The following is a 25,943-nucleotide window of genomic DNA, read 5'->3' on the forward strand; positions in this document are numbered from 1 at the left end:
CGAAGATAGACCGCCGCACCCGGGCCTCACCGAAGCAGGGTGACATGGCCGATGCGCTCGACGCGGTCGCCGCTGTAGGCGTCCTTTACGCGCACCTGCCAGACGTACACATCGGATGGGGCATCCGAGCCATCGGGCAACCGGCCATCCCATGCGATGCCGGGCGTTTCACTGCCGAAGACCTGGAGGCCCCAGCGATCGAACACCTCGAAGCGATAGTAGCGTTCATCTATGCCGACCACGACCGGCACGAAGCCCTCATTGCGCGCATCCTCATTCGGGGTGAATGTGTTGGGCACCCAAAGCACCATGCCATCCTCCAGCGTGATGTAGCGGCACACGGTATCCGCGCACTGCGCGGAGGCGTAAGCGAGCAGGCAGACCCCATACGTGTCGCCGATGACGGCGGGGAACGTGTACTGGAGGTCCACCGCCTCGGAGACCGGCTGCCCATTGATTAGCCAGGCATAGTCGGCGGCTCCTGTGCTCGCATTGCTGAAGAAGGCCGTGGGCTGCAGGGTGGTAATGGCTTCCGGGAGCATGCCGAATGCCGCGGTCGGCTGGGCATACACGGTGACCGCGCCGTCCAGTGTCACCGTGTCGGCACCGCACCCGTTCCCGGCATCCACAATGAGCGTGACATCATAGCTGCCCGGCGCAGCATAGATGTGCGTGAAGGGCGCGCATTGCTCCACAACCTGGCCGTCGCCCAGGAACCACGTGCATGTTCCATTGCCGGTATAGCCATGGGAGAAGTCGATCTCGACCGGAGCGCACTCACCTCCGCTCAGCGCCTCGAATGACGCCACAGCGGGAGGGACCACCGAGATGGAGACCGTGGCGCTCTCCTGCGGGCAAGGCGAGGCCGGTGTCACCGTGTAGGTATAATCGCCGGAAGCATCCACGGCCGGGTCGAAAACGGCGGTGGTCAAGGGCCCTGCCGGTCCGGTCCATGTTCCTCCAGTGTCCGGGCTGCCGCCCAGCGATGCGAAGAGGTCGACCGACGGATCGCTGGAGCAGAGCGCGAAGGCGCTGTCCAGACCGGCGTTCGCCGCCGTCGCCACAGCCACGAGCACCACGGCCGAATCATTCACGCAGGGCAACGAACCCAAGACCGTGTACGTGTATGTGCCGGGCGTGGACGCACCCGGGTCGAACACGCCGTTGGCCGGAACGCCATCCGGACCGATCCAATAACCGCCGGCCTGGGGGGAGCCGCCAAGGCCATCCAGCAATGCCATGGGCGCAGCTGATGCACAGAGCGCGAGTGATCCGTCCTCCCCGGCGAATGCGACCGGGTGGATGACCACGAGGACCGTGGAGCTGGCGGATGGGCAAGGGGCGTCGCCAGCGACCAAGTAGGTGTAGACCCCTGCCGCGTGAGCGACGGGATCGAGGATGGCGCCGTGCGGGGACCCATCGGGTGCCGCCCATGTGCCGCCGGCATCCAAAGTCCCCGCAAGGCCATCGAATAGTGATTGGGGCGAGCCGTTGGAGCAGAACGTCAATGTGCCGCTCACCCCGGCCAAGGGTGCTTGCGAAACGGCAATGGTCAGGACTGCATCATCAGACGGGCAGGAACTCGTTCCTGGAACCACATAGCTGTAGGCTCCGGCTATCGACACCCCTGGCGTGAACCAAGCTGGCACTACGGACCCACTGGCATCGGACCAAGCCCCGCCCGAGCCCGGTGTTCCGCCCAACTGCTCGACCAGCGCGAAAGGCGGATCGCTGCTGCACACCGTAATCGACGCATCCTCGCCGGCATAGGCGCCAGGGAGGATATTGACGGTCACGATGGAGACAGCGTCAGGACAGGCAGATCCCGCGAGGATGTAGGACTGTTCACCGCCAGTATCCGATGCAGAATCGAAAATCCCGTCAAAGGGTGTTCCATCTGGATGCGTCCAAGTGCCACCTGCATCAGGACTCCCGCCGAGCACGGTGAACAGATTCACTGCCGCTGCGCCGGGGCAGAGATCGATGCTGGCATCCACGCCAGGATTGCTGGGCTGCTCCTCCGCTACCACGACTTGAGCAATTGCATCACTGCAAGGCGCAGCCGCCGAAACGGTGTACGTGTATACGCCCGGGCTCATCGTGACCGGATCGTAGCTGCCGCCAACCACCGCGCTCGGGCCGCTCCAGCTCCCGCCCGCATCGGGGCTGCCGCCAAGCTGCGCGAACAGGTCCAGCGCGATGCCATCGCCGCACACCGTGGCGCTGCCGTCCGTGCCCGCATCCGGCGAGCTCGTCTCGGTCACCGTCACCGTCGCCGATGCGTTCGCGCAGGGCGCCGTGCCCGCCACCGTGTACGTGTACACCCCGGGGTCCATCGCGGCCGGGTCGTAGTTGCCGCCAGCAACAGGTGATGGGCCGCTCCAGCTGCCGCCGGCATCAGGGCTGCCGCCAAGCTGCGCGAGGAGGCTCACCGCTGCGCCCGCATCGCAGACCGTCAGCGTGCCGCTGCTCCCGGCATCCGCAGGTGCGCTCTCGGTGACGGTCACCGTGGCGCTGCTGCTCACGCACGGCGCAGCCGCCGTGAGCGTGTAGGTGTACACCCCGGGATCCATCGTGACCGGATCGTAGCTGCCGCCAACCACCGCGCTCGGGCCGCTCCAGCTCCCGCCCGCATCGGGGCTGCCGCCAAGCTGCGCGAACAGGTCCAGCGCGATGCCATCGCCGCACACCGTGGCGCTGCCGTCCGTGCCCGCATCCGGCGAGCTCGTCTCGGTCACCGTCACCGTCGCCGATGCGTTCGCGCAGGGCGCCGTGCCCGCCACCGTGTACGTGTACACCCCGGGGTCCATCGCGGCCGGGTCGTAGTTGCCGCCAGCAACAGGTGATGGGCCGCTCCAGCTGCCGCCGGCATCAGGGCTGCCGCCAAGCTGCGCGAGGAGGCTCACCGCTGCGCCCGCATCGCAGACCGTCAGCGTGCCGCTGCTCCCGGCATCCGCAGGTGCGCTCTCGGTGACGGTCACCGTGGCGCTGCTGCTCACGCACGGCGCAGCCGCCGTGAGCGTGTAGGTGTACGCCCCGGGATCCATCGTGACCGGATCGTAGCTGCCGCCAACCACCGCGCTCGGGCCGCTCCAGCTCCCGCCCGCATCGGGGCTGCCGCCAAGCTGCGCGAACAGGTCCAGCGCGATGCCATCGCCGCACACCGTGGCGCTGCCGTCCGTGCCCGCATCCGGCGAGCTCGTCTCGGTCACCGTCACCGTCGCCGATGCGTTCGCGCAGGGCGCCGTGCCCGCCACCGTGTACGTGTACACCCCGGGGTCCATCGCGGCCGGGTCGTAGTTGCCGCCAGCAACAGGTGATGGGCCGCTCCAGCTGCCGCCGGCATCAGGGCTGCCGCCAAGCTGCGCGAGGAGGCTCACCGCTGCGCCCGCATCGCAGACCGTCAGCGTGCCGCTGCTCCCGGCATCCGCAGGTGCGCTCTCGGTGACGGTCACCGTGGCGCTGCTGCTCACGCACGGCGCAGCCGCCGTGAGCGTGTAGGTGTACGCCCCGGGATCCATCGTGACCGGATCGTAGCTGCCGCCAACCACCGCGCTCGGGCCGCTCCAGCTCCCGCCCGCATCGGGGCTGCCGCCAAGCTGCGCGAACAGGTCCAGCGCGACGCCATCGCCGCACACCGTGGCGCTGCCGTCCGTGCCCGCATCCGGCGAGCTCGTCTCGGTCACCGTCACCGTCGCCGATGCGTTCGCGCAGGGCGCCGTGCCCGCCACCGTGTACGTGTACACCCCGGGGTCCATCGCGGCCGGGTCGTAGTTGCCGCCAGCAACAGGTGATGGGCCGCTCCAGCTGCCGCCAGCATCAGGGCTGCCGCCAAGCTGCGCGAGGAGGCTCACCGCTGCGCCCGCATCGCAGACCGTCAGCGTGCCGCTGCTCCCGGCATCCGCAGGCGCGCTCTCGGTGATGGTCACCGTGGCGCTGCTGCTCACGCACGGCGCAGCCGCCGTGAGCGTGTAGGTGTACGCCCCGGGATCCATCGTCGACGGATCGTAGCTGCCGCCAACCACCGCGCTCGGGCCGCTCCAGCTCCCGCCCGCATCGGGGCTGCCGCCAAGCTGCGCGAACAGGTCCAGCGCGACGCCATCGCCGCACACCGTGGCGCTGCCGTCCGTACCCGCATCCGGCGAGCTCGTCTCGGTCACCGTCACCGTCGCCGATGCGCTCGCGCAGGGAGCCGTGCCCGCCACCGTGTACGTGTACACCCCGGGGTCCATCGCGGCCGGGTCGTAGTTGCCGCCAGCAACAGGTGATGGGCCGCTCCAGCTGCCGCCCGCATCAGGGCTGCCGCCAAGCTGCGCGAGGAGGCTCACCGCTGCGCCCGCATCGCAGACCGTCAGCGTGCCGCTGCTCCCGGCATCCGCAGGCGCGCTCTCGGTGACGGTCACCGTGGCGCTGCTGCTCACGCACGGCGCAGCCGCCGTGAGCGTGTAGGTGTACGCCCCGGGATCCATCGTGACCGGATCGTAGCTGCCGCCAACCACCGCGCTCGGGCCGCTCCAGCTCCCGCCCGCATCGGGGCTGCCGCCAAGCTGCGCGAACAGGTCCAGCGCGACGCCATCGCCGCACACCGTGGCGCTGCCGTCCGTGCCCGCATCCGGCGAGTTCGTCTCGGTCACCGTCACCGTCGCCGATGCGTTCGCGCAGGGCGCCGTGCCCGTCACCGTGTAGGTATATGCCCCGGGTACCATCGTGGCCGGGTCGTAGCTCCCGCCCGCCACGGGGCTCGGGCCGCTCCAGCTCCCGCCCGCATCGGGGCTGCCGCCCAAGGAGGCTGCCAGCGCGGCTGCTCCGCTCGTCGAGCACAGCGTCAGCGTTCCGTCCGTCCCCGCATCAGGCGCCGCGTTCTCCGTCACCGTCACTGTCGCCGATGCGTTCGCGCAGGGCGTCACGCCCGTCACCGTGTACGTGTACACCCCGGGGGCCATCGTGGCGGGGTCGTAGTTGCCGCCAGCTACAGGTGATGGGCCGCTCCAGGCGCCGCCCGCCTGCGGTGATCCACCCAGTTGGGCGAACAGCGACTGCGCGGCGCCATCGCTGCACACCGTCAGCGTGCCGTTGGTGCCCGCATCCGACGCGGCGTTCTCCGTCACCGTCACCGTCGCCGATGCGTTCGCGCAAGGCGCCGTGCCCGTCACCGTGTAGGTGTACACCCCGGGGGCCATCGTGGCCGGGTCGTAGCTCCCGCCAGCAACAGGTGATGGGCCGCTCCACGTGCCGCCCGCATCGGGGCTGCCGCCCAAGGAGGCTGCCAGCGCGGCTGCTCCGCTCGTCGAGCACAGCGTCAGCGTTCCGTCCGTCCCCGCATCAGGCGCCGCGTTCTCCGTCACCGTCACTGTCGCCGATGCGTTCGCGCAGGGCGTCACGCCCGTCACCGTGTACGTGTACACCCCGGGGGCCATCGTGGCGGGGTCGTAGTTGCCGCCAGCTACAGGTGATGGGCCGCTCCAGGCGCCGCCCGCCTGCGGTGATCCACCCAGTTGGGCGAACAGCGACTGCGCGGCGCCATCGCTGCACACCGTCAGCGTGCCGTTGGTGCCCGCATCCGACGCGGCGTTCTCCGTCACCGTCACCGTCGCCGATGCGTTCGCGCAAGGCGCCGTGCCCGTCACCGTGTAGGTGTACACCCCGGGGGCCATCGTGGCCGGGTCGTAGCTCCCGCCAGCAACAGGTGATGGGCCGCTCCACGTGCCGCCCGCATCGGGGCTGCCGCCCAAGGAGGCTACCAGCGCGGCTGCTCCGCTCGTCGAGCACAGCGTCAGCGTTCCGTCCGTCCCCGCATCCGGCGCCGCGTTCTCCGTCACCGTCACTGTCGCCGTGGCGTTCGTGCAGGGCGCCGTGCCCGTCACCGTGTACGTGTACACCCCGGGGGCCATCGTGGCGGGGTCGTAGTTGCCGCCAGCTACAGGTGATGGGCCGCTCCAGCTGCCGCCCGCATCAGGGCTGCCGCCAAGCTGCGCGAGGAGGCTCACCGCTGCGCCCGCATCGCAGACCGTCAGCGTGCCGTTGGTGCCCGCATCCGGCGCGGCGTTCTCCGTCACCGTCACCGTCGCCGATGCGTTCGCGCAAGGCGCTGTGCCCGCTACCGTGTAGGTGTAAACCCCAGGGTCCATCGTGGCCGGGTCGTAGCTCCCGCCCGCCACGGGGCTCGGGCCGCTCCAGCTCCCGCCCGCTTGCGGGCTGCCGCCCAGCTGCGCGAACAGGCTCACCGCTGCGCTCGTGCTGCAAAGGGTCACGGTGCCGTTGGTCCCGGCGTTCGGCGCCGCGTTCTCCGTCACCGTCACCGTCGCCGTGGCGTTCGCGCAGGGCGCCGTGCCCGTCACCGTGTAGGTGTACACCCCGGGGGCCATCGCGGCCGGGTCGTAGCTCCCGCCAGCAACAGGTGATGGGCCGCTCCACGCGCCGCCCGCCTGCGGTGATCCACCCAGTTGGGCGAACAGCGACTGTGCGGCGCCATCGCTGCACACCGTCAGCGTGCCGTTGGTGCCCGCATCCGGCGCCGCGTTCTCCGTCACCGTCACCGTCGCCGATGCGTTCGCGCAGGGCGCCGTGCCCGCCACCGTGTACGTGTACACCCCGGGGGGCATCGTGGCCGGGTCGTAGCTCCCGCCAGCTACAGGTGATGGGCCGCTCCAGGCGCCGCCCGCCTGCGGTGATCCACCCAGTTGGGCGAACAGCGACTGTGCGGCGCCATCGCTGCACACCGTCAGCGTGCCGTTGGTGCCCGCATCCGGCGCCGCGTTCTCCGTCACCGTCACCGTCGCCGATGCGTTCGCGCAGGGCGCCGTGCCCGTGACCGTGTAGGTATATGCCCCGGGTACCATCGTGGCCGGGTCGTAGCTCCCGCCCGCCACGGGGCTCGGGCCGCTCCAGCTCCCGCCCGCATCGGGGCTGCCGCCCAAGGAGGCTGCCAGCGCGGCTGCTCCGCTCGTCGAGCACAGCGTCAGCGTTCCGTCCGTCCCCGCATCCGGCGCCGCGTTCTCCGTCACCGTCACTGTGGCCGTGGCGTTCGTGCAGGGCGCCGTGCCCGTCACCGTGTACGTGTACACCCCGGGGGCCATCGTGGCGGGGTCGTAGTTGCCGCCAGCTACAGGTGATGGGCCGCTCCAGCTGCCGCCCGCATCAGGGCTGCCGCCAAGCTGCGCGAGGAGGCTCACCGCTGCGCCCGCATCGCAGACCGTCAGCGTGCCGTTGGTGCCCGCATCCGGCGCGGCGTTCTCCGTCACCGTCACCGTCGCCGATGCGTTCGCGCAAGGCGCTGTGCCCGCTACCGTGTAGGTGTAAACCCCGGGGTCCATCGCGGCCGGGTCGTAGCTCCCGCCAGCAACAGGTGATGGGCCGCTCCACGCGCCGCCCGCCTGCGGTGATCCACCCAGTTGGGCGAACAGCGACTGCGCGGCGCCATCGCTGCACACCGTCAGCGTGCCGTTGGTGCCCGCATCCGACGCGGCGTTCTCCGTCACCGTCACCGTCGCCGTGGCGTTCGCGCAGGGCGCTGTGCCCGCTACCGTGTAGGTGTAAACCCCAGGGTCCATCGCGGCCGGGTCGTAGCTGCCGCCAGCAACAGGTGATGGGCCGCTCCAGCTGCCGCCCGCTTGCGGGCTGCCGCCCAGCTGCGCGAACAGGCTCACCGCTGCGCTCGTGCTGCAAAGGGTCACGGTGCCGTTGGTCCCGGCGTTCGGCGCCGCGTTCTCCGTCACCGTCACCGTCGCCGTGGCGTTCGCGCAGGGCGCCGTGCCCGTCACCGTGTAGGTGTACACCCCGGGGTCCATCGTGGCCGGGTCGTAGCTGCCGCCAGCAACAGGTGATGGGCCGCTCCAGCTGCCGCCCGCTTGCGGGCTGCCGCCCAGCTGCGCGAACAGGCTCACCGCTGCGCTCGTGCTGCAAAGGGTCACGGTGCCGTTGGTCCCGGCGTTCGGCGCCGCGTTCTCCGTCACCGTCACCGTCGCCGTGGCGTTCGCGCAAGGCGCTGTGCCCGCTACCGTGTAGGTGTAAACCCCAGGGTCCATCGTGGCCGGGTCGTAGCTGCCGCCAGCAACAGGTGATGGGCCGCTCCAGCTGCCGCCCGCTTGCGGGCTGCCGCCCAGCTGCGCGAACAGGCTCACCGCTGCGCTCGTGCTGCAAAGGGTCACGGTGCCGTTGGTCCCGGCGTTCGGCGCCGCGTTCTCCGTCACCGTCACCGTCGCCGTGGCGTTCGCGCAGGGCGGTGCGCTGGGCACCGTGTAGGTGTATACCCCAGGCGCCATGGTGACCGGGTTGTACAATCCACCAGCCACCGGGCTCGGGCCGCTCCACGTTCCACCGGCATCGGGTGCGCCGCCGAGGACTGTGAGCAGGCTGAAGGATGCCCCATTGCCGCAAACCGCGATGGTTCCATCCGTACCTGCGTCGCTCGTGGCACCTTGATTCACGGTAACCGTTGCGGAAGCATTCTGGCAGCCATTTCCGACCGTATAGGTGTAGGCACCGTATAGGTCGTTGGAAGGGTCGAAGAGCCCTGGGTGCGACGCACCATTGGGCCCGGTCCACACACCGCCTGCATCCGGGGAGCCGCCGAGCTGTCCGAAAAGATTGATGGCCGGCGTACCGGCGCATGAAGAAATCACCACGGATGTGCCGGGGTCCGGCGGAATCGGCGGGGGCGTAACCACGGTGATGGTCAGCTCATAACTGGAGAGGTTCTCCAACGGACACGCGTTGTCATTGACATTGATCAGTACCGAGGCTGGGGAGAGCCCGAGATCAGGGGTCCAGCAAATGGTTGCCACCGCCGGATTGGAACCCGACACCGAGAACGTGGCGCCGGGCAGCTGGGACGTGACTTGGGAGGCCAGCGTGACGACAGCCAGCGGATCAACGTCACTGAAGGACAGATCAACACAGAACGGTATGCCGTCGCAGACCTGGATGCCCGTCGCACTGGTGATGACTCCATTGGAGATCGATGTAGGTCCCAGGTTGGTCGCCGGCGGGTCGATGCACGGAATCACAATGAACAGGAAGTCCCGCATCACGGTACCAATCAGCTGCCCCAAGGCATTGTAGGATGCGACCTGCAGCGCCACCACATAGCTGCCGGTTATCGTAGGGGTGAAGTTGATCTGTCCGGTGTTGGGATTGAGCGTCACACCCGGAATGGGCGTGCCGGCAGTGAAGCCCGGGATATAGTTCACGTTGGTCGGCGCCGGAGCTGCGAAGCGCGCGCTGATGAACGAGTATACCAGCGTGTTCCCGTCGGCGTCGGTCACCTCCGGGTTGTAAGAGACAGGCGTGCCCACGCACACATACGGGATGGACTGGTCGCCGAACTGGGGGGATTGGTCGCAAAGCCCTCCAGCATTGTTGATGGTTGCCGCCACGTACATGCCGGGGGTCAGCTGCACGTTCTGGGTGGTGGCGCGGCAGCAAATGCTCCAGCTGATCGTCCACGCGTTACAGGGGGACAGTACGATCGTAGTCTGGAACCGGTAGTGCCGGATGCCTGGAAGAGTGCCCCCGTTGCAGGTGCTGTTGGCCAGTTGGGAGCCGCAGAGCTGGGAAACCTCTTCGGTTTGAACGAGGGGAATATTGGGCAAGGAGAATGAGACCCCGCAGTTATTGGAGAAATTGAGCGTCTGGGGCGTGATGGGGGCTCCCGAGCAGTCCAGGAAGAGATCGAGGGTGATCCTGTACTGATTGGGGCCTACGCACTCATAGGTGATGTTGGCACCGGAGTAATGATCGGCCCTGGCTTCAGCCAAGCCCCACCCCATGGCGAGGACAACGATCACCAATCGACGAAATGCACCGAACCGCTCAACCATCACCGTGGGTCCTTGCCTATCCACTTTGGCGGGACAACAAGCCATCAAAAGTACGCAAACCCGTTTGTATCCAGAGCCTTACGCATGTTCCACATTCATTCCACTAGACGATTCCTAAGCCGTGTACGTTGGCTGATCCGATTTAACGCCATGGTGACATCCCCTGCATCACCCTCCGGGCTACTTTTGCCGGCCCAATTCGCCAAGGCAACGCCCGCCTTGAAAGCTTTCCGCATTGCGCCGCACCCACGCCCAGCCTGAGCCCAGCATGCCGAGTCCACTGCCCATTTCCGCCCTCCGCCGGCCTTTGGTCCTGGGCCTTCTCCTTGCTGCCGCTCCGGCGGCAAAGGCCCAGATCGACACCCTCCTCAACGCTCCGGCGGCCGATACCACCGATGCGGCCAACACGCCCCGGCTGCCGGTGTACACCCTCACCACCGACGACCTGGATGGCGAACTGGGGAACCAGGACATCAGCGGCATCCTGCAATCCTCCAGGGACCCCTTCACCGCAGTAGCGGGCTTCAACTTCGGCCAGGCGCGATTCAGGATCCGTGGTTACGATGGCGAGAACACGCTCGTTACGATCAATGGCGTGCGTGTGAACGACCTGGAGACCGGCTGGGCGGTCTGGAGCAATTGGGCCGGCCTCAACGACGTGACCCGGTGGATGCAGGTGCGGACCGGAATCGGGCCGAGCCGGCTGCTTTTCGGCAGCATTGGCGGCACCACCGACATGAACATCCAGGCAAGCGCGCTGCGCAAAGGGGTAAGGGTGTCCTACGCCAGCGCCAATCGCGCCTACCGCAACCGCATCATGGCCACCTATGCCACCGGGATGAACGCCAAAGGATGGGCCTTTGCCTTCAGCGGCTCCCGCCGGTGGGCGGAGGAAGGCTATGTGGAGGGCACCTCTTTCGACGCCTATTCGTACTTCCTGGCGGCGGAGAAGCGCTTCAACGACCAGCATAGCATAAGCCTCAGCGGCTTCGGCGCCCCGATTGTCCAAGGCCGGCAAGGCTTGGCGGTCCAGGAGGCCTATGACCTGGCCGGGACCCCATTCTACAACCCCAACTGGGGCTATCAGGCGGGTCAGAAGCGGAATGCCAAGATGAGCCGTGACCACAAGCCGATGATCATGGCCACCCACAACTTCCGGCTCAGCGATGCTGCGAAGCTCACCACGTCAGCGTATTACACCTTCGGCCGGGATGGCCTTACGGGGCTGAATTGGTTCGATGCCAAGGACCCGCGCCCCGACTACTACCGGTACCTGCCGAGCTACTACAGGTTCGAGGACAGCCACCTCTACGACGACCGTGTCAGGGCTTGGGAGAACGATGTGAACACCCGGCAGATCGACTGGGACCAGCTGTACTTCGCCAACGGCAAGAACCTCTATCTGGTGCAGAACGCCAATGGACAGGCCGGAAAGACCGAGATCGGCTACCGCAGCAAGTACATCGTGGAGGAGGTCAGGGCCGACCCCACCCGCTTCGGCATCAATAGCGTATGGAACAAGGACCTTGACGAACGCACCCACCTGACCATCGGCGGGAGCTTCCACAAGCAGCGCACGCACTACTTCCGGGTGGTGGACGACCTGCTCGGCGGCCAGTTCTGGTTGGACATCGACCAGTTCGCTGACCGCGATTTCAATGACACCACGATCTCGCAGAACGACCTGGACGTCCCGAACAAGTTGGTGCGCGAGGGCGATGTCTTCGGCCACGACTACGAAATCCACACGCAGTACGCGAACATCTTCGCCCAGTGGGAGAAGAAGTGGACCAAGCTGGAGGCCTACGCCGGCGTGGACATCTCGCACACCAGCTTTTGGCGCGAGGGACGGCTCCGCAACGGCCGCTTCCCGGATGAATCCTTCGGCGAGGGCGAGAAGCATCGGTTCGCCGGGTTCGGCGCCAAGGCCGGCGGCATCTACAAGCTGACCGGGCGCCACTTCATCACGGCGAATGCCACCTACATCGTGCGCCCCCCCGCGAGCAATGTGGCCTACATCGCGCCGCGCGTCCGCGATGCGGTGCTCACCGGGCTCACCCCGGAGTCGACCTACGGCGCCGACCTGAGTTACGTGCTGAAGGCTCCCCGCGTAAAGGGGCGCGCAACGGTGTACTACACCCGCATCATGGACCAGGCTTGGAACCGCAGCTACTACCACGACGAGTTCCTGACCATCGTGAACTACGCCATGACCGCCGTGGACCAGCTGCACCAAGGGGTGGAAATCGGGGTGGAAGCGAACCTGACGAGCACTTGGCAGCTCACCGCCGTGCATGCCGGAGGCAGCTACACGTATGACTCACGGCCAACGGCCACCGTCACCCGCAACAACAGCGAGGAAGTGTTCGCCCAGGACCGCACCATTTACTGGAAGGGCTACCGTGTTGGCGGCATGCCCCAGTCCGCCTCATCGCTGGGGCTGCGGTACAATTCACCCAAGTTCTGGTTCGCTGGAGCAAGCGCGAACTTCTTCCAGCACATCTACCTCGACCCGAACCCGGACCGCCGCACCGAGGACGCGCTGGAGAACCTCGTCACCAGTGACCCCCAATGGAACGAGCTCCTGGAACAGACCCGCCTGGACGACAACCTGACGGTTGACTTCTTCGCGGGAAAGAGCTGGCTCATCAACAGGAAGTACCGCCTGGCCGTCAATGTATCGGTAAGCAATGTGCTCGACAACCGCGACTTCCGCGTGGGCGGCTTCGAGCAGCTGCGCTACGATCGCATGGACGTGAACCGGTTCCCGCCCAAGTACAGCTACCTCTTCGGACGGAACTACTTCGCCATGCTCACCTTCAGCTTCTAACGCACACCGCACGCATGACCCGCAATATTCTTCTCTTCCTCTCCGCTGCAGCGCTGCTGCTGGCCTCTTGCGAAAAGGAGCTCGATACCCCGCCCCAGAGGACCCTGCCGGTTGGCGAGGTGCTCACGGTGGCACAGCTTCGAGGTCTCTACTCCGGCACGCCCAAGCGCTTCGGTGGCGACAGCAGCGTCTACGCCGTGGTGACCGCCGACGAGCAGAACGGCAACCTCTACAAGAACGTCTACGTGCAGGACCACACCGGAGGCATCGTCATCCGCCTGGTGAACTCCGGGGGACTGTACCAAGGGGACAGCATCCGCATCTACCTTCCCGGTACGATACTCAGCTCCTATCGCGGCATGCTGCAGCTCGATAGCGTCGATGTGGACAATAACACGGTGAAGCAGGCCGTGGGCGTGCAGAAGCAGCCCCAGCTGGTGACCGTCGCACAAGTGACCCCGGATATGCAAGGCAAGCTGGTTCGGCTGGAGGGCGTCGAGTTCATCCAGGCCGAGGTTGGGCAGCCTTACGCCGATGCGGTGAACCAGGTGACCGTGAACCGGACGCTGAGCGACTGCAGCGCCAACATCATCGTCCGCAACAGCGGCTATGCCAACTTCGCCGGTCAACCGCTTCCCGCAGGCAACGGCAGCTTCGTTGCGGTAGTGGGGCAGTTCGACGATGACATGCAGCTGTTCATCCGGAACATCGCAGAGGTGCAGCTCACCGGTGACCGCTGCGACCCCTTTCCCGAGCTCTGCGCCGCCGCTTCAGCCGTTCAGGAGGATTTCGGCACCACCACCGCCAACGTGGACGTGGACCTGGACTGCTGGAACAACCAGGCCCAGCTCGGCAGCCGTTTCTGGCGCGGCACCTCGGTGAGCGGGAACATGGCCGTGCAGGCGACCTCGTTCTCCTCGAGCAATGCCAGCGATGTATCCTGGCTGGTCACCCCGCCGGTCACCTACAGCCCCGGCATGACCCTCTCGTTCCGCTCGCAGCGCGGATTCGGCGTGGCCGGCCACGATCCCTTCGCGCTCTTCATCAGTACCAATTACAGCATCGGCAACCTGGCCACGGCCAATTGGGCGCCGCTTACGTGCGCCTATGCCACCCCGTCCACAGCCGACCAGGTGTGGGTGGAGAGCGGTGCAGTGGACCTTGGGGCCGCCCTGCCCCCCGGCTACACCGGGGCCTTCGTGGTGGGCTTCCGCTACACCGGAAGCGGCCCGAACGGCCAGACAACGAACTTCCGGATCGACGACGTCCAGATCCAATGACCACCAAACCCTAATGTCATGAGAACAGCAGTACTCGCCCTTGCCGTCATGTGGTCCGCAGCAGCGGGCGCACAGGTTTTCACCAGCGGCTTCGAGACCTGGAACGACACAGTGCCCGCTGAATGGATGGGCAGCAAGACCTCGTTGAGCGCCGACAGCGTGACCCAGGTGACCACGGATGTGCATGGCGGCACCTTCGCCGTGCGCCTCCAGAACAGCACCACGAGCCATCGGCGGTTCACCACGCAACCGGTACCCGTCACCAACGGGGCCATCTACGATGTGACCTACTGGGTGCGCGGCACCGGCGAGATCAGGACCGGCCTCTTCGATGACCGGCCCTCGGGCGGCACTTCAGGATACGCGCCCTACACCAACTACTTCGTCTCCACCGGCAGCACCTGGACGCAGGTGACCCAGCAGATCTCCGCCGCCAACGACTTCGCCTCCGCCGAGTTCATCCTGTCCGTCCGCAGCACGGCCGGCCCGGAACACCTGGTGGTGGACGATGTGACGATCACCGAAGCCGCCCCGCCCGAGCCCGTGAGCATCTACGCCATCCAGTTCACCGCCGATCCGGGCGGCGCTTCGCCGCTCGCCGGTCAGATCGTGACCACGGGGGGCATCGTCACCGCGGTGGACACCATCGGGGCCGATAGCTACTTCATCCAGAGCGGCACGGGGCCGTGGACGGGCATCTACGTGAATGATGCCACCAACGCGGTGGCCCTCGGCGACAGCGTCATCATCACGGCCTCCGTGGAGGAAAGCTTCCAGTACACCCGCCTCACCAACGTCACCTCCTTCGCGGCAGAGGGCGGTTTCGCCGTGCCTGCCGCCGAAGTGCTCACCCCCAACCAAGCCAATGAGGAGCAATGGGAGGGCGTGCTGGTGAAGGTGCCGGATGTCGGCTGCACGGCGCTGCCCGACAACTTCGGCGAATGGCTCGCCACCAGCACCACCGGGGGCAGCATCATGATCAACGACCTGCTCTTCGCGTACACCCCGACCGTGGGGACCTTCTACACCATCACCGGTGTGATGAACTACAGCTTCAACGCCCGCAAGCTGGAGCCCCGCTTCCTCGCCGACATCGAGTTCGGCAGCGGCGTGGCGGAGCAGGCGCAAGGCGCCTTGCTGGCCTACCCGAACCCCACCAACGGCATGGTGCGGCTCAGCGGCTGGGAGCCCAACGGTGGGGCGGACTTCAGCGTCACGGATGCCGCTGGACGCCTGGTCCTCAGCGGCCCGCTGATGAACCCTGTGGCCGACCTCGCCGGCCTGCCTGATGGCGCATACACGCTCTCCCTGCGCACGGCCGAGTCCGTGATCCGCACCCGCGTGGTGGTGCAGCGCTGAGGGGACCAGTGAGCACGAGGCCCCGGCTTGGAGGTTCCAAGGCGGGGCTTCGTGCATCCGGGAGGCTCACACCTCCTTCACGAGGATCAGGAAGACCGGGAAGTGGTCGCTGTAGCCATCCTGATAGGTGTCACCGACGAAGGTGCGGTTGGGATAGCCGGCGAAGTTCCCTTCGGTCTGGCGCAGGTACGGCTCATTGTAGATCCGCGCACCATAGTACCTGTAGCGCCCTCCCTGACCGCTCACCAGGCCCGGTGAGACGAGCACCTGGTCGAACAGGTTCCACGAGTCGCGCCACGCCAGGGAACCGATGCCCTTCTGATAGGGCTCATGCATGGGATTGAAGAATGTGCCATCCACTGCCTTGGCCCTGTCGCCCGTGGCGCCGAAGAAACGGGTCACGCTGGCATTCACGGGGTCATCATTCAGGTCTCCCATGTACAAGATGCGCGCGTCGGCGTTCGCGGCCAGCAGCGAATCGACGATGCGCCGCCCAAGCTCAGCGGCCGCCTTGCGCTTGGGGGCGCTGCGCTGCTCCCCTCCGCGCCGCGACGGCCAGTGCGCCACGATGACATGCGTGGTGTCACCGTCCAGGACACCGCTCACCAGCAACTGGTCGCGCGTGCGGAACGCGGTGTCAGCGACGTGCAGGCGGTAGCTCCTGTGCGCGTAAACCTTGTAGATCGCTGGATTGTAGATGAGCGCAACGTCGACGCCTCTTCGGTCGGGCCCATCCTCGTGAACCACCCGGTAGCCGCGCCCCTTCAGCGCCTCACGGGACACCAGGTCCTCCACCACCCGCTTGTTCTCCACCTCCGCGAGGCCCACGATGGCCATGCCCTGCGGATGCAGGTCCTTGCCCATCGCCGCGATGACGCCCGCGGTCTTCTCCAGCTTGCGCCAGTACCGCTGGCTGCCCCATTGCTTGGCGCTGCCCGGCAGGAACTCAGCATCGTCCACTCCAGGGGCATCCAGCGTGTCGTAGATGTTCTCCACGTTGTAGAATCCGACCAGAGCAGCCTGATACTCCTTCTTCGCCTGTCCACAGGCCATGAGGGGCAGGAGCATCACGAAAGGGGCCAGGGCGAAGAAGTGGCGCATGCGGCGGAGCTATGGGCGGCCAAATTAGACCGCTCCGGCGCTTCACTTCGAAGTCCGTGCCGATCATCCCGCCAACTCACCGGGGCATGAGCAGCGGGTGGCGCTCATTATAGTGCCGCAGGAAGCGGAACAGGGCCTCATCGCTGTTCCGCTGCTTCTTCGGCAGGCGGCGGAATTCCTCCTGAAGGAGCGGGTCATGCGCCAGTGCAGCATCCATGCCGGCGGCATCGAAGGGAAGTGCCCGCCCGGTCTCCATATCGATCAGCTGTTGCACGAGCACGGTCCGCGTGACGGTCCCCGCCCCGTACAGGAAGGGGTCCCAATCCCTGTAGGAGCGCTCGTAGAGCATGTGGGCCAGGCTGCCCATCAGCCCGATGCGGAAGAAACCGTCGCCTGCTGCGACATAGACCACATCGTTCTGGCAGAATCCCCAGATCCGATCCAGCCGGATCGATTGGACCCCGCCGGTATCCGGCTGGTAGCGGAGGCGGCTGAGCACGGCGCGCAGATCACGCACCGGAAGACCTTGGTCGTCCCGTAGGCGCTCGAGGGGAACGGAGGGCGCATTGTAGCGGAACGCCCGAAAGTCGAGGTAGATGCCCTCCCGCAGGTCCATCCCGCCCTGGTAAGGCGCCCAAAGTGTATCGGCCTGGCCGAAAGCCGCCATGACCAGACCCCCGGCCGCCCAAGCCAGCAGCAGCCTCATCCCGCGCATTGCCGAATCCAGGCAATCACCTCGTCCGGGGCCTGCGCATGAACCCAATGGCCTGCGAAGGGGACGGTCTCCACCCTGCTGCGCAGGAACTGCTCCCGGATGGCGGGGATATCCTCGCGCAGGATGTAATCGCTCTGGCCGCCCCTGATGAACAGCGTGGGCACGGACACCGTCTCCGGGCCGATCGATGCGAGGATGGCATCCAGGTCACGCTCCAGCAGGGGCACGTTCATGCGCCAGGCCAGCTGATCATCGGTCCTCCAGTACAGGTTCTTGAGGAGGAACTGCACCACGCCGGGCTCCTTCACATGGGCGGCGATGTGCGCCTCGACCTCCTTCCGTGAACGGCCGCTGGAAAGGTCGGCCGTGCGCAGCGCATGGATGATGTGCGCGTGGTTGTTCGCGTGCTCCTTGGGGCTGATGTCGATGACCACCAGGTGGCGTAGCAGGCCGGGCCAGCGCTGCGCGAAGACCATCGCCGCCTTGCCGCCCATGCTGTGGCCCACGAGCACGATGCCTTGCAGGCCGAGGCGCTGCACCAGGGCATGCACATCGGCCGCCATCAGCCCGTAGGAAGTGGTATCCGTGTGCGGCGACCGGCCATGGTCCCGCAGGTCGACGAGGACCACATCGAGCGCCGGCACCCCCGGCACCGTGGGCTCTGATAGCTCCTTGCCGATGCTGCCCCAATTGTCGCTGGTGCCGAAGAGCCCGTGCAGGATCACCACCGGGACGGATCCGGGTGCACCCAGCCTGCGGTAATGAAGGTCGACCGCGCTCATCGCAGCTCCCGCAGGTAGAGTTGCACGGTGTTCGCCATGCCGTGTAGGAGGGCATCACAGATGAGGGCATGCCCGATGGAGACCTCCAGTACCTCAGGCACATGCTGCACGAACCAGCGCAGGTTCTGCAGGTCAAGGTCGTGGCCGGCGTTGACTCCCAGCCCCAATTGCGCAGCGCGCTCGGCTGCCCGCACGAATGGTGCCACCGCAGCCCGGGGATCGCGACTGAAGCCGGCGGCATACGGCTCGGTGTAGAGCTCAATGCGGTCCGCGCCGGTTTCAGCGGCATGCGCGATCTGCTCGGTGTCCGTGCCCATGAAAAGCGAGGCACGCAGGCCCTCGGAGCGGATGCGCGCCACGGCCGCCTTCAGCTCGTCCTTCCGCCCGCGGGCATCCCATCCGGCATTGCTGGTGAGGACGCCCGGCGGGTCCGGCACCAAGGTCACCTGGTCCGGGCGCACCTCGCACACCAGGTCCAGGAATGCGGCATCAGGGAAGCCCTCGATGTTGTACTCGGTGGTGACCACCGCCCGCAGCGCACGCGCATCGGCACGGCGGATATGGCGCTCATCGGGCCTGGGGTGCACCGTGATGCCGTGCGCCCCGAACCGCTGGATCTCCTCCGCCCACCGGAGCACATCGGGGTTGTTGCCGCCCCGCGCGTTGCGCAGTGTGGCCAGCTTGTTGATGTTGACGCTGAGGCGTGTCACCCGTGGTTCCGTTACTTTGAACCGCTCCCTGCGCGGACGGTGCAAAAGTAGCCGGCCATGGAGCCTACCGCCATGCACGCCATCGACCTCATCACCGCCGACATCCCGCCGCTGCGCCCGCAGGACGATGCAGGCCGCGCGCTGGACTGGATGGAGGAGTTCAAGGTGAGCCACCTGCCCGTGGTGGAGGGCCAGCGCCTGGTGGGCCTCGTGAAGGATCAGGACCTCGTGGACCGCAACGATGCGCGCGCCACTGTGGCCAGCGTGATGGACAGCGTGGAGCTCCCCTATGCTCGTGCCGGACAGCACATCTACGAGGTGATGAAGCTCTTCAGCGAGCGCGGGCTCACCGTAGTGCCCGTGCTGGATGAACTGGGCGTGTACCAAGGGGCCATCACCGAGCATGAGGCCCTCAAGCGGCTCGCGCAGGTGACCAATATCCATGAGCCGGGAAGCATCGTGGTGCTGGAGATGAACGTGCGCGACTACAGCCTGCACGAGATCGCCAGGCTGGTTGAATCGAATGACGGCAAGGTGCTGAGCGTGTACACCCGCACCCTGCCCGATTCCACGCGCATCGAGGTGACGCTGAAGATCAACCGCGAGGACATCAGCGATGTGCTGCGGAGCTTCGAGCGCTACGACTACTTCGTGAAGACAACCTACCAAGGGAGCAAGCTCCACGACGACCTGCGCGACCGATTCGAGGAGCTGATGCGCTTCATCAACCCGTGACCCGTCTCGCGCGACCGCTGCTCCTCCTGCTCCTGACCGGACCGACGGCAGCCGCCCTGGCGCAGCAGACGGCCCTTGCTGAAGGGCGCGTACTGGTGATGGGCGTGACCGTGGCGGGCAACAAGGCCACCAAGGAGCGCATCATCGTGCGCGAGGTACTGGTGCGCGAGGGGGACACGCTCACCCAGACCGCCCTCTACGAGCGCCTCGAGCGCAGCCGCCAGAACCTGATGAACACCGGGCTCTTCAACACCGTGTCGGTGCTGCCGGTGTACCTGGACCTGACGCATGTGATGGTGGAGGTGTCCGTGAACGAGCGGTGGACCATCTGGCCCTCCCCCATCTTCCAGCTGGCCGACCCGAACTTCAACACCTGGTGGCGGACCTTCAATCGCGATGGCGACCGCGTGAACTATGGCGGATACCTCTACAAGTACAATTTCCGCGGGCGCAACGAGACCATCTACCTGAAGGCCCAATTCGGCTATGCGCGCCAGTTCGGGTTCCGCTACAAGGTGCCGAACGTGGATGCGCGGCAGCGCTGGGGCATCAGCATCGGGGCCTCTTACACCGAACAGGCCGAGGTGACCGCGGGCACCCTCGCGAACCGGCGCCTCCTGCTGCGGCGCGCCAATGGCCCCAACCGCAACGAGCAGAAAGCGGACCTCGAGGTGAGCCTCAGGCCCAGCCATGATGTCCGCCACTTCTTACGCGCGGGGTTCGTGCAGGCGGCGGTGAGCGATACCGTGCTGGAAGTGGCTGCGGAGTACTTCGCTGGCGGCGGCGGCGCTACACGGTTCCTGAGCATCGGCTACGGCATGGTATGGGACCGCCGCGACATGAGGGCCTACCCCCGTTCGGGGCACTTCGCAGAATTGCGCATCGACCGGCTCGGCCTCGGCCTGCTCGATGTGAATGCGCCCGGCATCACCACCGCATACGCCAGCCTGAAGAAATGGTGGAAGCTGGGCGAACCCGTGAGCCTTGCGGCGGGGCTGCGCGGAAAGGGCACGCTGGGCACGCCGCCTTACTATGTGCAGGAAGGGCTGGGCTATGCCCACTACGTCCGCGGCTATGAGTACTATGTCATCGACGGCGAGGCCTTCGTCCTGGGCAAAGGCAACCTGGTGGTGCAGCTGCTGCGGCCGCGCACGCGGCGCGCCGAATTCATGCCCGCCGAGGCCTTCCGCACGCTCTACTTGGCCCTCTATCTCAACCTATACGCTGACGCCGGCCGGGTATGGGACAGTCGGTACGCGGCGGCGAACCCCTTGGCCGGTGCCTGGATGAGCGGGTACGGCGCAGGCCTCGACCTGGTGACAAGCTATGATCAGGTGGTGCGTGCCGAATACACGCTGAACGCCCTTGGCGAGCATGGCTTCTTCCTACATTTCACGCAACCTTTCTGAGCCATGCGCGCAGCGGTGAACGGACGCGGGATGGATGCTGCCATGGCCCCCATGGTGGCCCAGGTGCTGGAGCGGATGCGCACCGCCGGAATCAGCCCGGTGCTCTCCCCCCAGCTGGCCGACTGGATGGCCCGCAGCGGCGCTCCTCCTGCCGACGCCACGCTGCCCCCCACGGACCCCGGCCGCCAGGACATCGACCTCTGCATCAGCCTCGGGGGCGATGGCACACTGCTCGACACGGTGGCGATGATGGGCCGCGCCGGCATCCCGGTGCTCGGCATCAACCTGGGGCGGCTGGGCTTCCTGAGCAACGTTCGCCTCGAGGAGGTGGATCACGCCCTCACGGCACTGCGGGCGGGCCGCTATGCGCTGCAGGACCGCTCGCTCCTCGAAGTCACCGGGCATGACGCACTCCTCGGCGAGGCCAATTTCGCCCTCAACGAGGTAAGCGTGCACAAGCGCGACACCAGCACCATGCTCGCAGTGCATGTGCACCTGGGCAACGATTACCTCAACACCTACTGGGCGGATGGACTGATCATCGCCACCCCTACCGGCAGTACAGCCTATTCGCTCAGCTGCGGCGGGCCCATCCTCTACCCCACCAGCGATGCCCTGGTGATCAACCCCATCTGTCCGCACAACCTCAATGTGCGGCCCTTCGTGATTCCCGACCACTTCACGATCACCCTTCAATTGGAAGCACGCTCCGAGCTGTGCCTGCTGAACCTCGACGCCCGCAGCCACCCCATTGAGGGCCGGAGCTCGGTCATGATCCAGCGCGCCCCCTTCTCCATGAAGATGGTGCAGCTCGAAGGGCACGATTTCCTCCGCACCCTGCGCGAGAAGCTCAATTGGGGATTGGACGCGCGCAGCGGAAGACCGTGACTGGATTGTTTTCACGAATCTTAACGACCGGATTCCCAGCACGTTACTGCGTCATCGGGCAGACCGATACCTTCGCCCGGCCAAGACAGCCGGATACCACCGGCCAAGCACTTCCGTTGAGACTGCCGATGCACCGCTGGTTCCTTCCTCTCCTGCTCATCCTGAACGGCTTGGCCGTCACCGGACAGGTGAATGAGCTTGGGCTGACCGTCGGCGCCACTTACTACATCGGCGACCTGAACCCCTACCGCCACTACCCGAAGGACACCAAGCTCGCCGGCGGCATCGTCTTCCGCCATAACCTCACCGACCGGTATGCCCTTCGGCTCCAAGGCCTTTACGGAACGCTCCAGGCCTACGACAGCGATTCGCCGGACAGCCTTCAGCAGCTGCGCAACCTCCACTTCCGGGCCCCGCTTTTCGAAGCCTCCCTGCTGCTCGAGATCAACTTCTTCAAGTACAGGTCCAAGGGCAAGGACGCGAAGAAGTGGACTCCCTTCGTCTTCGGCGGATTGGCCTACTTCAGGGCCAGTCCCAAGGCGCAGCTCGATGACACCTGGTACGACCTGCAGCAGCTGGGCACCGAAGGGCAAAGCACCACGCAAGGCGACAAGCTTTATGCGGTCGACCATATGGCGATTCCCTTCGGGGCAGGGCTCAAGCTCAATGCCGGCCGGATCGACTTCCAGCTGGAATGGGGCATGCGGCGCACCTGGACCGATTACATCGACGACGTGAGCGGCGCCTACTTCGACAACGACGTGCTAGCCTTCGAGAACGGGCCGCTCGCCGCAGCCCTGGCCGACCGGTCGGGGCTGGAGGACCGCATCCCCGGCTATAGCAACACGGGGCGGGCGCGCGGGGACGCCAACACGCGTGACTGGTACGTCTACTCCGGCCTCACCATCACCTATGTCATCAGCCGCTTCTCCGACTGCGATGAGCAGTATAACTGGATGAAGCGCAGGCGGTGACGCCGTTCTTCCCACCTTCGCCGACCGTTTTGGAGAATCCCCAGCCCCATACCGACGCCCTCAAGCAGCGCATCGACCCCGACAGGGTGCCGAAGCACATCGCCATCATCATGGACGGCAACGGCCGCTGGGCTGAGCTCCATGGCGAGCAACGCATCATGGGGCATGCGAGCGGCGTGCGGTCGGTGAGGGAGGCCCTCACCGCCGCCACCGAGATCGGCGTGGGCTACCTCACCCTCTATGCCTTCAGCACCGAGAACTGGAACCGGCCCCGCGCCGAGGTGGATGCGCTGATGGACCTGCTGGTGCGCACCGTGGTCGACGAGGTGGAGGAGCTCCATCAGAACAGCGTGCGGCTGCATGCCATCGGCGATATCGACAGCCTGCCGGACCGCTGCCGAGAGACCCTGCAGCGCGCCATCGCCCGTACCGCTGGCAACAGCCGCATCACCCTCACGCTTGCGCTGAGCTACAGCGCCCGTTGGGAGCTGGTGCGCATGGCGCAGACCATCGCCGAGGAGGCACGCGCCGGGCGGCTGGAGCCCTCCGCCATAGACGAGTCCGTGGTGGCAGGGCACCTGGCCACGCGCGGCATGCCTGATCCCGAACTGCTCATCCGCACGAGCGGAGAGCTCCGCATCAGCAACTTCCTGCTCTGGCAGATCGCCTACACCGAACTGTGGTTCACGCCTGTCCTGTGGCCCGATTTCCGCAAGGAGCACCTGTTCCAGGCCGTGCTCGAATACCAGGGCCGCGAGCGCCGCTTCGGCAAGACCAGCGACCAGTTGGCCACCCGTTGAGATGCGCGCGCTCCTCGTCCTCACCCTTGCGGTTGCCAGCATCGCGGCAGCGCAGGCCCAGCAGCCCAGCATGGACTACGGGGTGCCTCAGACCTACGAGATCGGCGGCATCACCGTGAGCGGGACCCGCACGGTGGACCCGAACGCGGTGAAGCTCTTCAGCGGCCTGCAGGTAGGTGACAAGGTGGAGGTGCCCGGCGACCGCATCAGCCGCGCCGTGCGCAACCTGTGGGACCAGAAGCTGTTCAGCGACGTGGCGGTCGAAGCCGCCGAGATACGGGGGCGCACCATCTTCCTTCACATCGTGGTGGCTGAGAAGCCCAGACTGTCCCGCTACAAGTACAACGGCGTGAGCAAGGGCGAGGCCGAGAAGCTCGATGAGCAGGTGGGCCTGGCGCGCGGCCAGCAGGTGAACGAGGCGCTGCTGGCGCGCGTTCGGCAGTCCATCCGCACCTATTACGTGGACAAGGGCTTCCTCATGGCCGATGTGCGCATGCGCGAGGTGCCCGATACGCTGCGCTCAGCGCTGGAGAACAGCGTGGTGCTCTTCGTGGACGTGGACCGCGGCGCCCGTATGCGCATCCAGGACGTGGATTTCCAGGGCAACGAGGCGCTGGCCGATGCCCGCCTGCGGCGCGCCATGAAGAAGACCAAGCGCAAGCGCTGGTACAATTTCCTCTCCGGAAGCAAGTTCATCCCTGCGGAGTACAAAGCCGACAAGGCGCGGGTCATCGAGACCTACAACAATGAGGGCCACCGCAACGCCATGATCACGCGCGACACCATGTACCAGGTGAGCCGCAAGCGGGTGCGCGTCGAAGTGGAGGTGGACGAAGGGCAGAAGTTCTATTTCCGCAACATCACGTGGACCGGCAATACCAAGTACCGCACCAGCCGGCTGGACAGCATCCTGGGCATCCGCAAGGGCGATGTGTACAGCAAGAAGACCCTGGACAGCCGGCTGTACATGAATCCCACGGGCCGCGACGTGAGCTCCCTCTACATGGACGACGGCTACCTCTCCTTCTACCCGGAGCCGATCGAAGTGATGGCCGAAGGCGACAGCATCGACCTGGAGATCCGCGTCCGTGAGGGCCGCCAGTACCGCATCCGCAACGTGATCATCAAGGGGAACTCGAAGACCAACGAGCACGTCATCCGGCGCGAGATCCGCACCAAGCCCGGGCAGCTGTTCAATCGCAGCGATGTGATCCGCACTCAACGCGAAATCGCCCAGCTGGGCTACTTCGACCAGGAGAAGCTGGGCGTGAACCCCATCCCCGACCCGCGCACAGGCCTGGTGGACCTGGAGTACACCGTGGAGGAGCGGCCCAGCGACAGGCTGGAGCTGAGCGGAGGCTATGGCGCGGGCCGCGTGGTGATGAGCCTGGGGCTCTCCTTCACGAATTTCAGCCTGCGCAAGATCACGGACCCCTCGTCGTACCAGCCCCTGCCAGCCGGCGACGGGCAGACCCTGAATCTACGGGCGCAGACCAATGGCCGGTTCTTCCAGAGCTACAGCCTCTCCTTCGTGGAGCCCTGGCTGGGCGGGCGCAAGCCCAATGCGCTCAGCTTCTCCGTCTACCACAGCGTGCAGACCAACGGGGAGGCCCGCTACGTGAGCACCGAGGCCGGGCGCGTGGAGAACCCGCGGCGCCAATCGCTGCTCATCAGCGGCATCACCCTCGGCTTGGGCAAACGGCTACAGGTGCCGGACGACTTCTTCATCCTGCGCCAGAACCTCTCCTACCAGCTCTACGATCTGCGCAATTACAGCAGCGGCCAGGTCATCTTCGCCTTCAGCAACGGCACCAGCAACGTGCTCGCTTACAGCGCTCAGCTGTCGCGCAACTCGGTCGATGCGCCGTTCTTCGCCCGCTCCGGCTCCGATGTCACCGTTTCGGTGAAGGCCACACCGCCCTTCTCACTGCTCCAGCCGGCACGCGACTGGGCCGCCCTCCCGGCGGAGCAGCGCTACAACTGGGCGGAGTTCCACAAGTGGAAGTTCACCACGCAATGGTTCAACCGCATCACGCGATCCAAGAGCCAGCACGACCTGGTGCTGATGGTGCGCGCAGGCTACGGCTTCCTGGGCCGATACAACAATGCCATCGGCGACTCGCCCTTCGAGCGCTTCTACCTCGGCGGAGCGGCGCTCACCGGCTTCCAGCTGGACGGCCGTGAAATCGTGGGGCTCCGCGGCTACGACGACTTCTCCCTGTCGCCCCAGACCGGCAACTTCGTGGTGAGCAAGTACACGGCCGAGCTGCGCTTCCCGGTTTCGCTCAACCCCCAGGCCACCATCTACACCCTCGGCTTCGTCCAGGCCGGCAACACCTGGGGCAGCTTCGACCAGTTCAACCCCTTCAAGCTCTATCGCAGCGCGGGCGTCGGTCTCCGCCTATTCCTGCCCATGTTCGGCCCCATGGGACTCGACTACGGATGGCGCCTGGACGATGTCCCAACGGCCCCGAACATGGCCAAGAGCCAGTTCCATTTCACCATCGGCATAGATCTTGGCGAGCTCTAGGAGCCATCGCCT

General features: G+C 66.3%; 14 protein-coding genes. 9 read left to right on the top strand and 5 right to left on the bottom strand.

Features of this window, described 5'->3' with window-relative positions; all coding sequences use genetic code 11:
* Positions 1-26 precede the first annotated feature (26 nt).
* Positions 27-9,785: a gliding motility-associated C-terminal domain-containing protein gene (locus QY325_10600; protein WKZ65209.1), complete on the bottom strand. Its 9,759-nt coding sequence runs from the start codon at positions 9,783-9,785 to the stop codon at positions 27-29.
* A 301-nt stretch (positions 9,786-10,086) separates the two neighbouring features.
* Between QY325_10600 and QY325_10605 the strand changes: the two genes are divergently transcribed.
* Genes QY325_10605 through QY325_10615 form a run of 3 tightly spaced genes read left to right on the top strand, consistent with a single transcriptional unit; the run spans position 10,087 to position 15,287 of the window.
* Positions 10,087-12,648 (top strand): TonB-dependent receptor, encoded by a 2,562-nt coding sequence (locus tag QY325_10605; GenBank protein WKZ65210.1) that lies wholly within the window; start codon positions 10,087-10,089, stop codon positions 12,646-12,648.
* Between the two features lie 14 nt (positions 12,649-12,662).
* On the top strand, positions 12,663-13,928 hold the full coding sequence (locus QY325_10610; protein ID WKZ65211.1) for a DUF5689 domain-containing protein: 1,266 nt from the start codon (positions 12,663-12,665) through the stop codon (positions 13,926-13,928).
* Positions 13,929-13,946: 18 nt separating this feature from the next.
* A complete protein-coding gene (locus QY325_10615; GenBank protein WKZ65212.1) occupies positions 13,947-15,287 on the top strand; it encodes a T9SS type A sorting domain-containing protein in 1,341 nt (446 codons plus the stop codon).
* Positions 15,288-15,353: 66 nt separating this feature from the next.
* On the opposite strand, the gene QY325_10620 is transcribed toward QY325_10615, so the two are convergent.
* From QY325_10620 to QY325_10635, 4 genes are all read right to left on the bottom strand, one after another.
* A complete protein-coding gene (locus QY325_10620) occupies positions 15,354-16,388 on the bottom strand; it encodes an endonuclease/exonuclease/phosphatase family protein (protein ID WKZ65213.1) in 1,035 nt (344 codons plus the stop codon).
* A 76-nt stretch (positions 16,389-16,464) separates the two neighbouring features.
* On the bottom strand, positions 16,465-17,094 hold the full coding sequence (locus QY325_10625; GenBank protein WKZ65214.1) for a hypothetical protein: 630 nt from the start codon (positions 17,092-17,094) through the stop codon (positions 16,465-16,467).
* Positions 17,091-17,885, bottom strand: a complete 795-nt coding sequence (locus QY325_10630) for an alpha/beta fold hydrolase (GenBank protein WKZ65215.1) — start codon at positions 17,883-17,885, stop codon at positions 17,091-17,093. Before QY325_10630 ends, QY325_10625 begins: the two co-directional genes overlap by 4 nt.
* Positions 17,882-18,595, bottom strand: a complete 714-nt coding sequence (locus QY325_10635; protein ID WKZ65216.1) for a pyridoxine 5'-phosphate synthase — start codon at positions 18,593-18,595, stop codon at positions 17,882-17,884. Before QY325_10635 ends, QY325_10630 begins: the two co-directional genes overlap by 4 nt.
* 57 nt (positions 18,596-18,652) lie before the next feature.
* Between QY325_10635 and QY325_10640 the strand changes: the two genes are divergently transcribed.
* From QY325_10640 to bamA, 6 genes are all read left to right on the top strand, one after another.
* Positions 18,653-19,330: a CBS domain-containing protein gene (locus QY325_10640; protein ID WKZ65217.1), complete on the top strand. Its 678-nt coding sequence runs from the start codon at positions 18,653-18,655 to the stop codon at positions 19,328-19,330.
* On the top strand, positions 19,327-20,739 hold the full coding sequence (locus tag QY325_10645; GenBank protein WKZ65218.1) for a BamA/TamA family outer membrane protein: 1,413 nt from the start codon (positions 19,327-19,329) through the stop codon (positions 20,737-20,739). Before QY325_10640 ends, QY325_10645 begins: the two co-directional genes overlap by 4 nt.
* Positions 20,740-20,742: 3 nt before the next feature.
* Positions 20,743-21,627, top strand: coding sequence for an NAD kinase (locus QY325_10650; protein ID WKZ65219.1), 885 nt, complete (start codon positions 20,743-20,745; stop codon positions 21,625-21,627).
* 128 nt (positions 21,628-21,755) lie between these two features.
* Positions 21,756-22,601 carry a DUF6089 family protein gene (locus QY325_10655; GenBank protein WKZ65220.1) on the top strand — a complete coding sequence of 282 codons (846 nt, stop codon included), beginning with the start codon at positions 21,756-21,758 and terminating at the stop codon, positions 22,599-22,601.
* A 29-nt stretch (positions 22,602-22,630) separates the two neighbouring features.
* Complete coding sequence (locus tag QY325_10660) at positions 22,631-23,401, top strand: isoprenyl transferase (GenBank protein WKZ65221.1); 771 nt, start codon at positions 22,631-22,633, stop codon at positions 23,399-23,401.
* Between the two features lies 1 nt (position 23,402).
* Positions 23,403-25,931 (top strand): outer membrane protein assembly factor BamA, encoded by a 2,529-nt coding sequence (bamA, locus tag QY325_10665; protein WKZ65222.1) that lies wholly within the window; start codon positions 23,403-23,405, stop codon positions 25,929-25,931.
* The last annotated feature ends 12 nt before the right edge of the window (positions 25,932-25,943 follow it).

It is taken from the genome of Flavobacteriales bacterium (assembly GCA_030584065.1).
Taxonomy (GTDB): domain Bacteria; phylum Bacteroidota; class Bacteroidia; order Flavobacteriales_F; family PHOS-HE28; genus PHOS-HE28.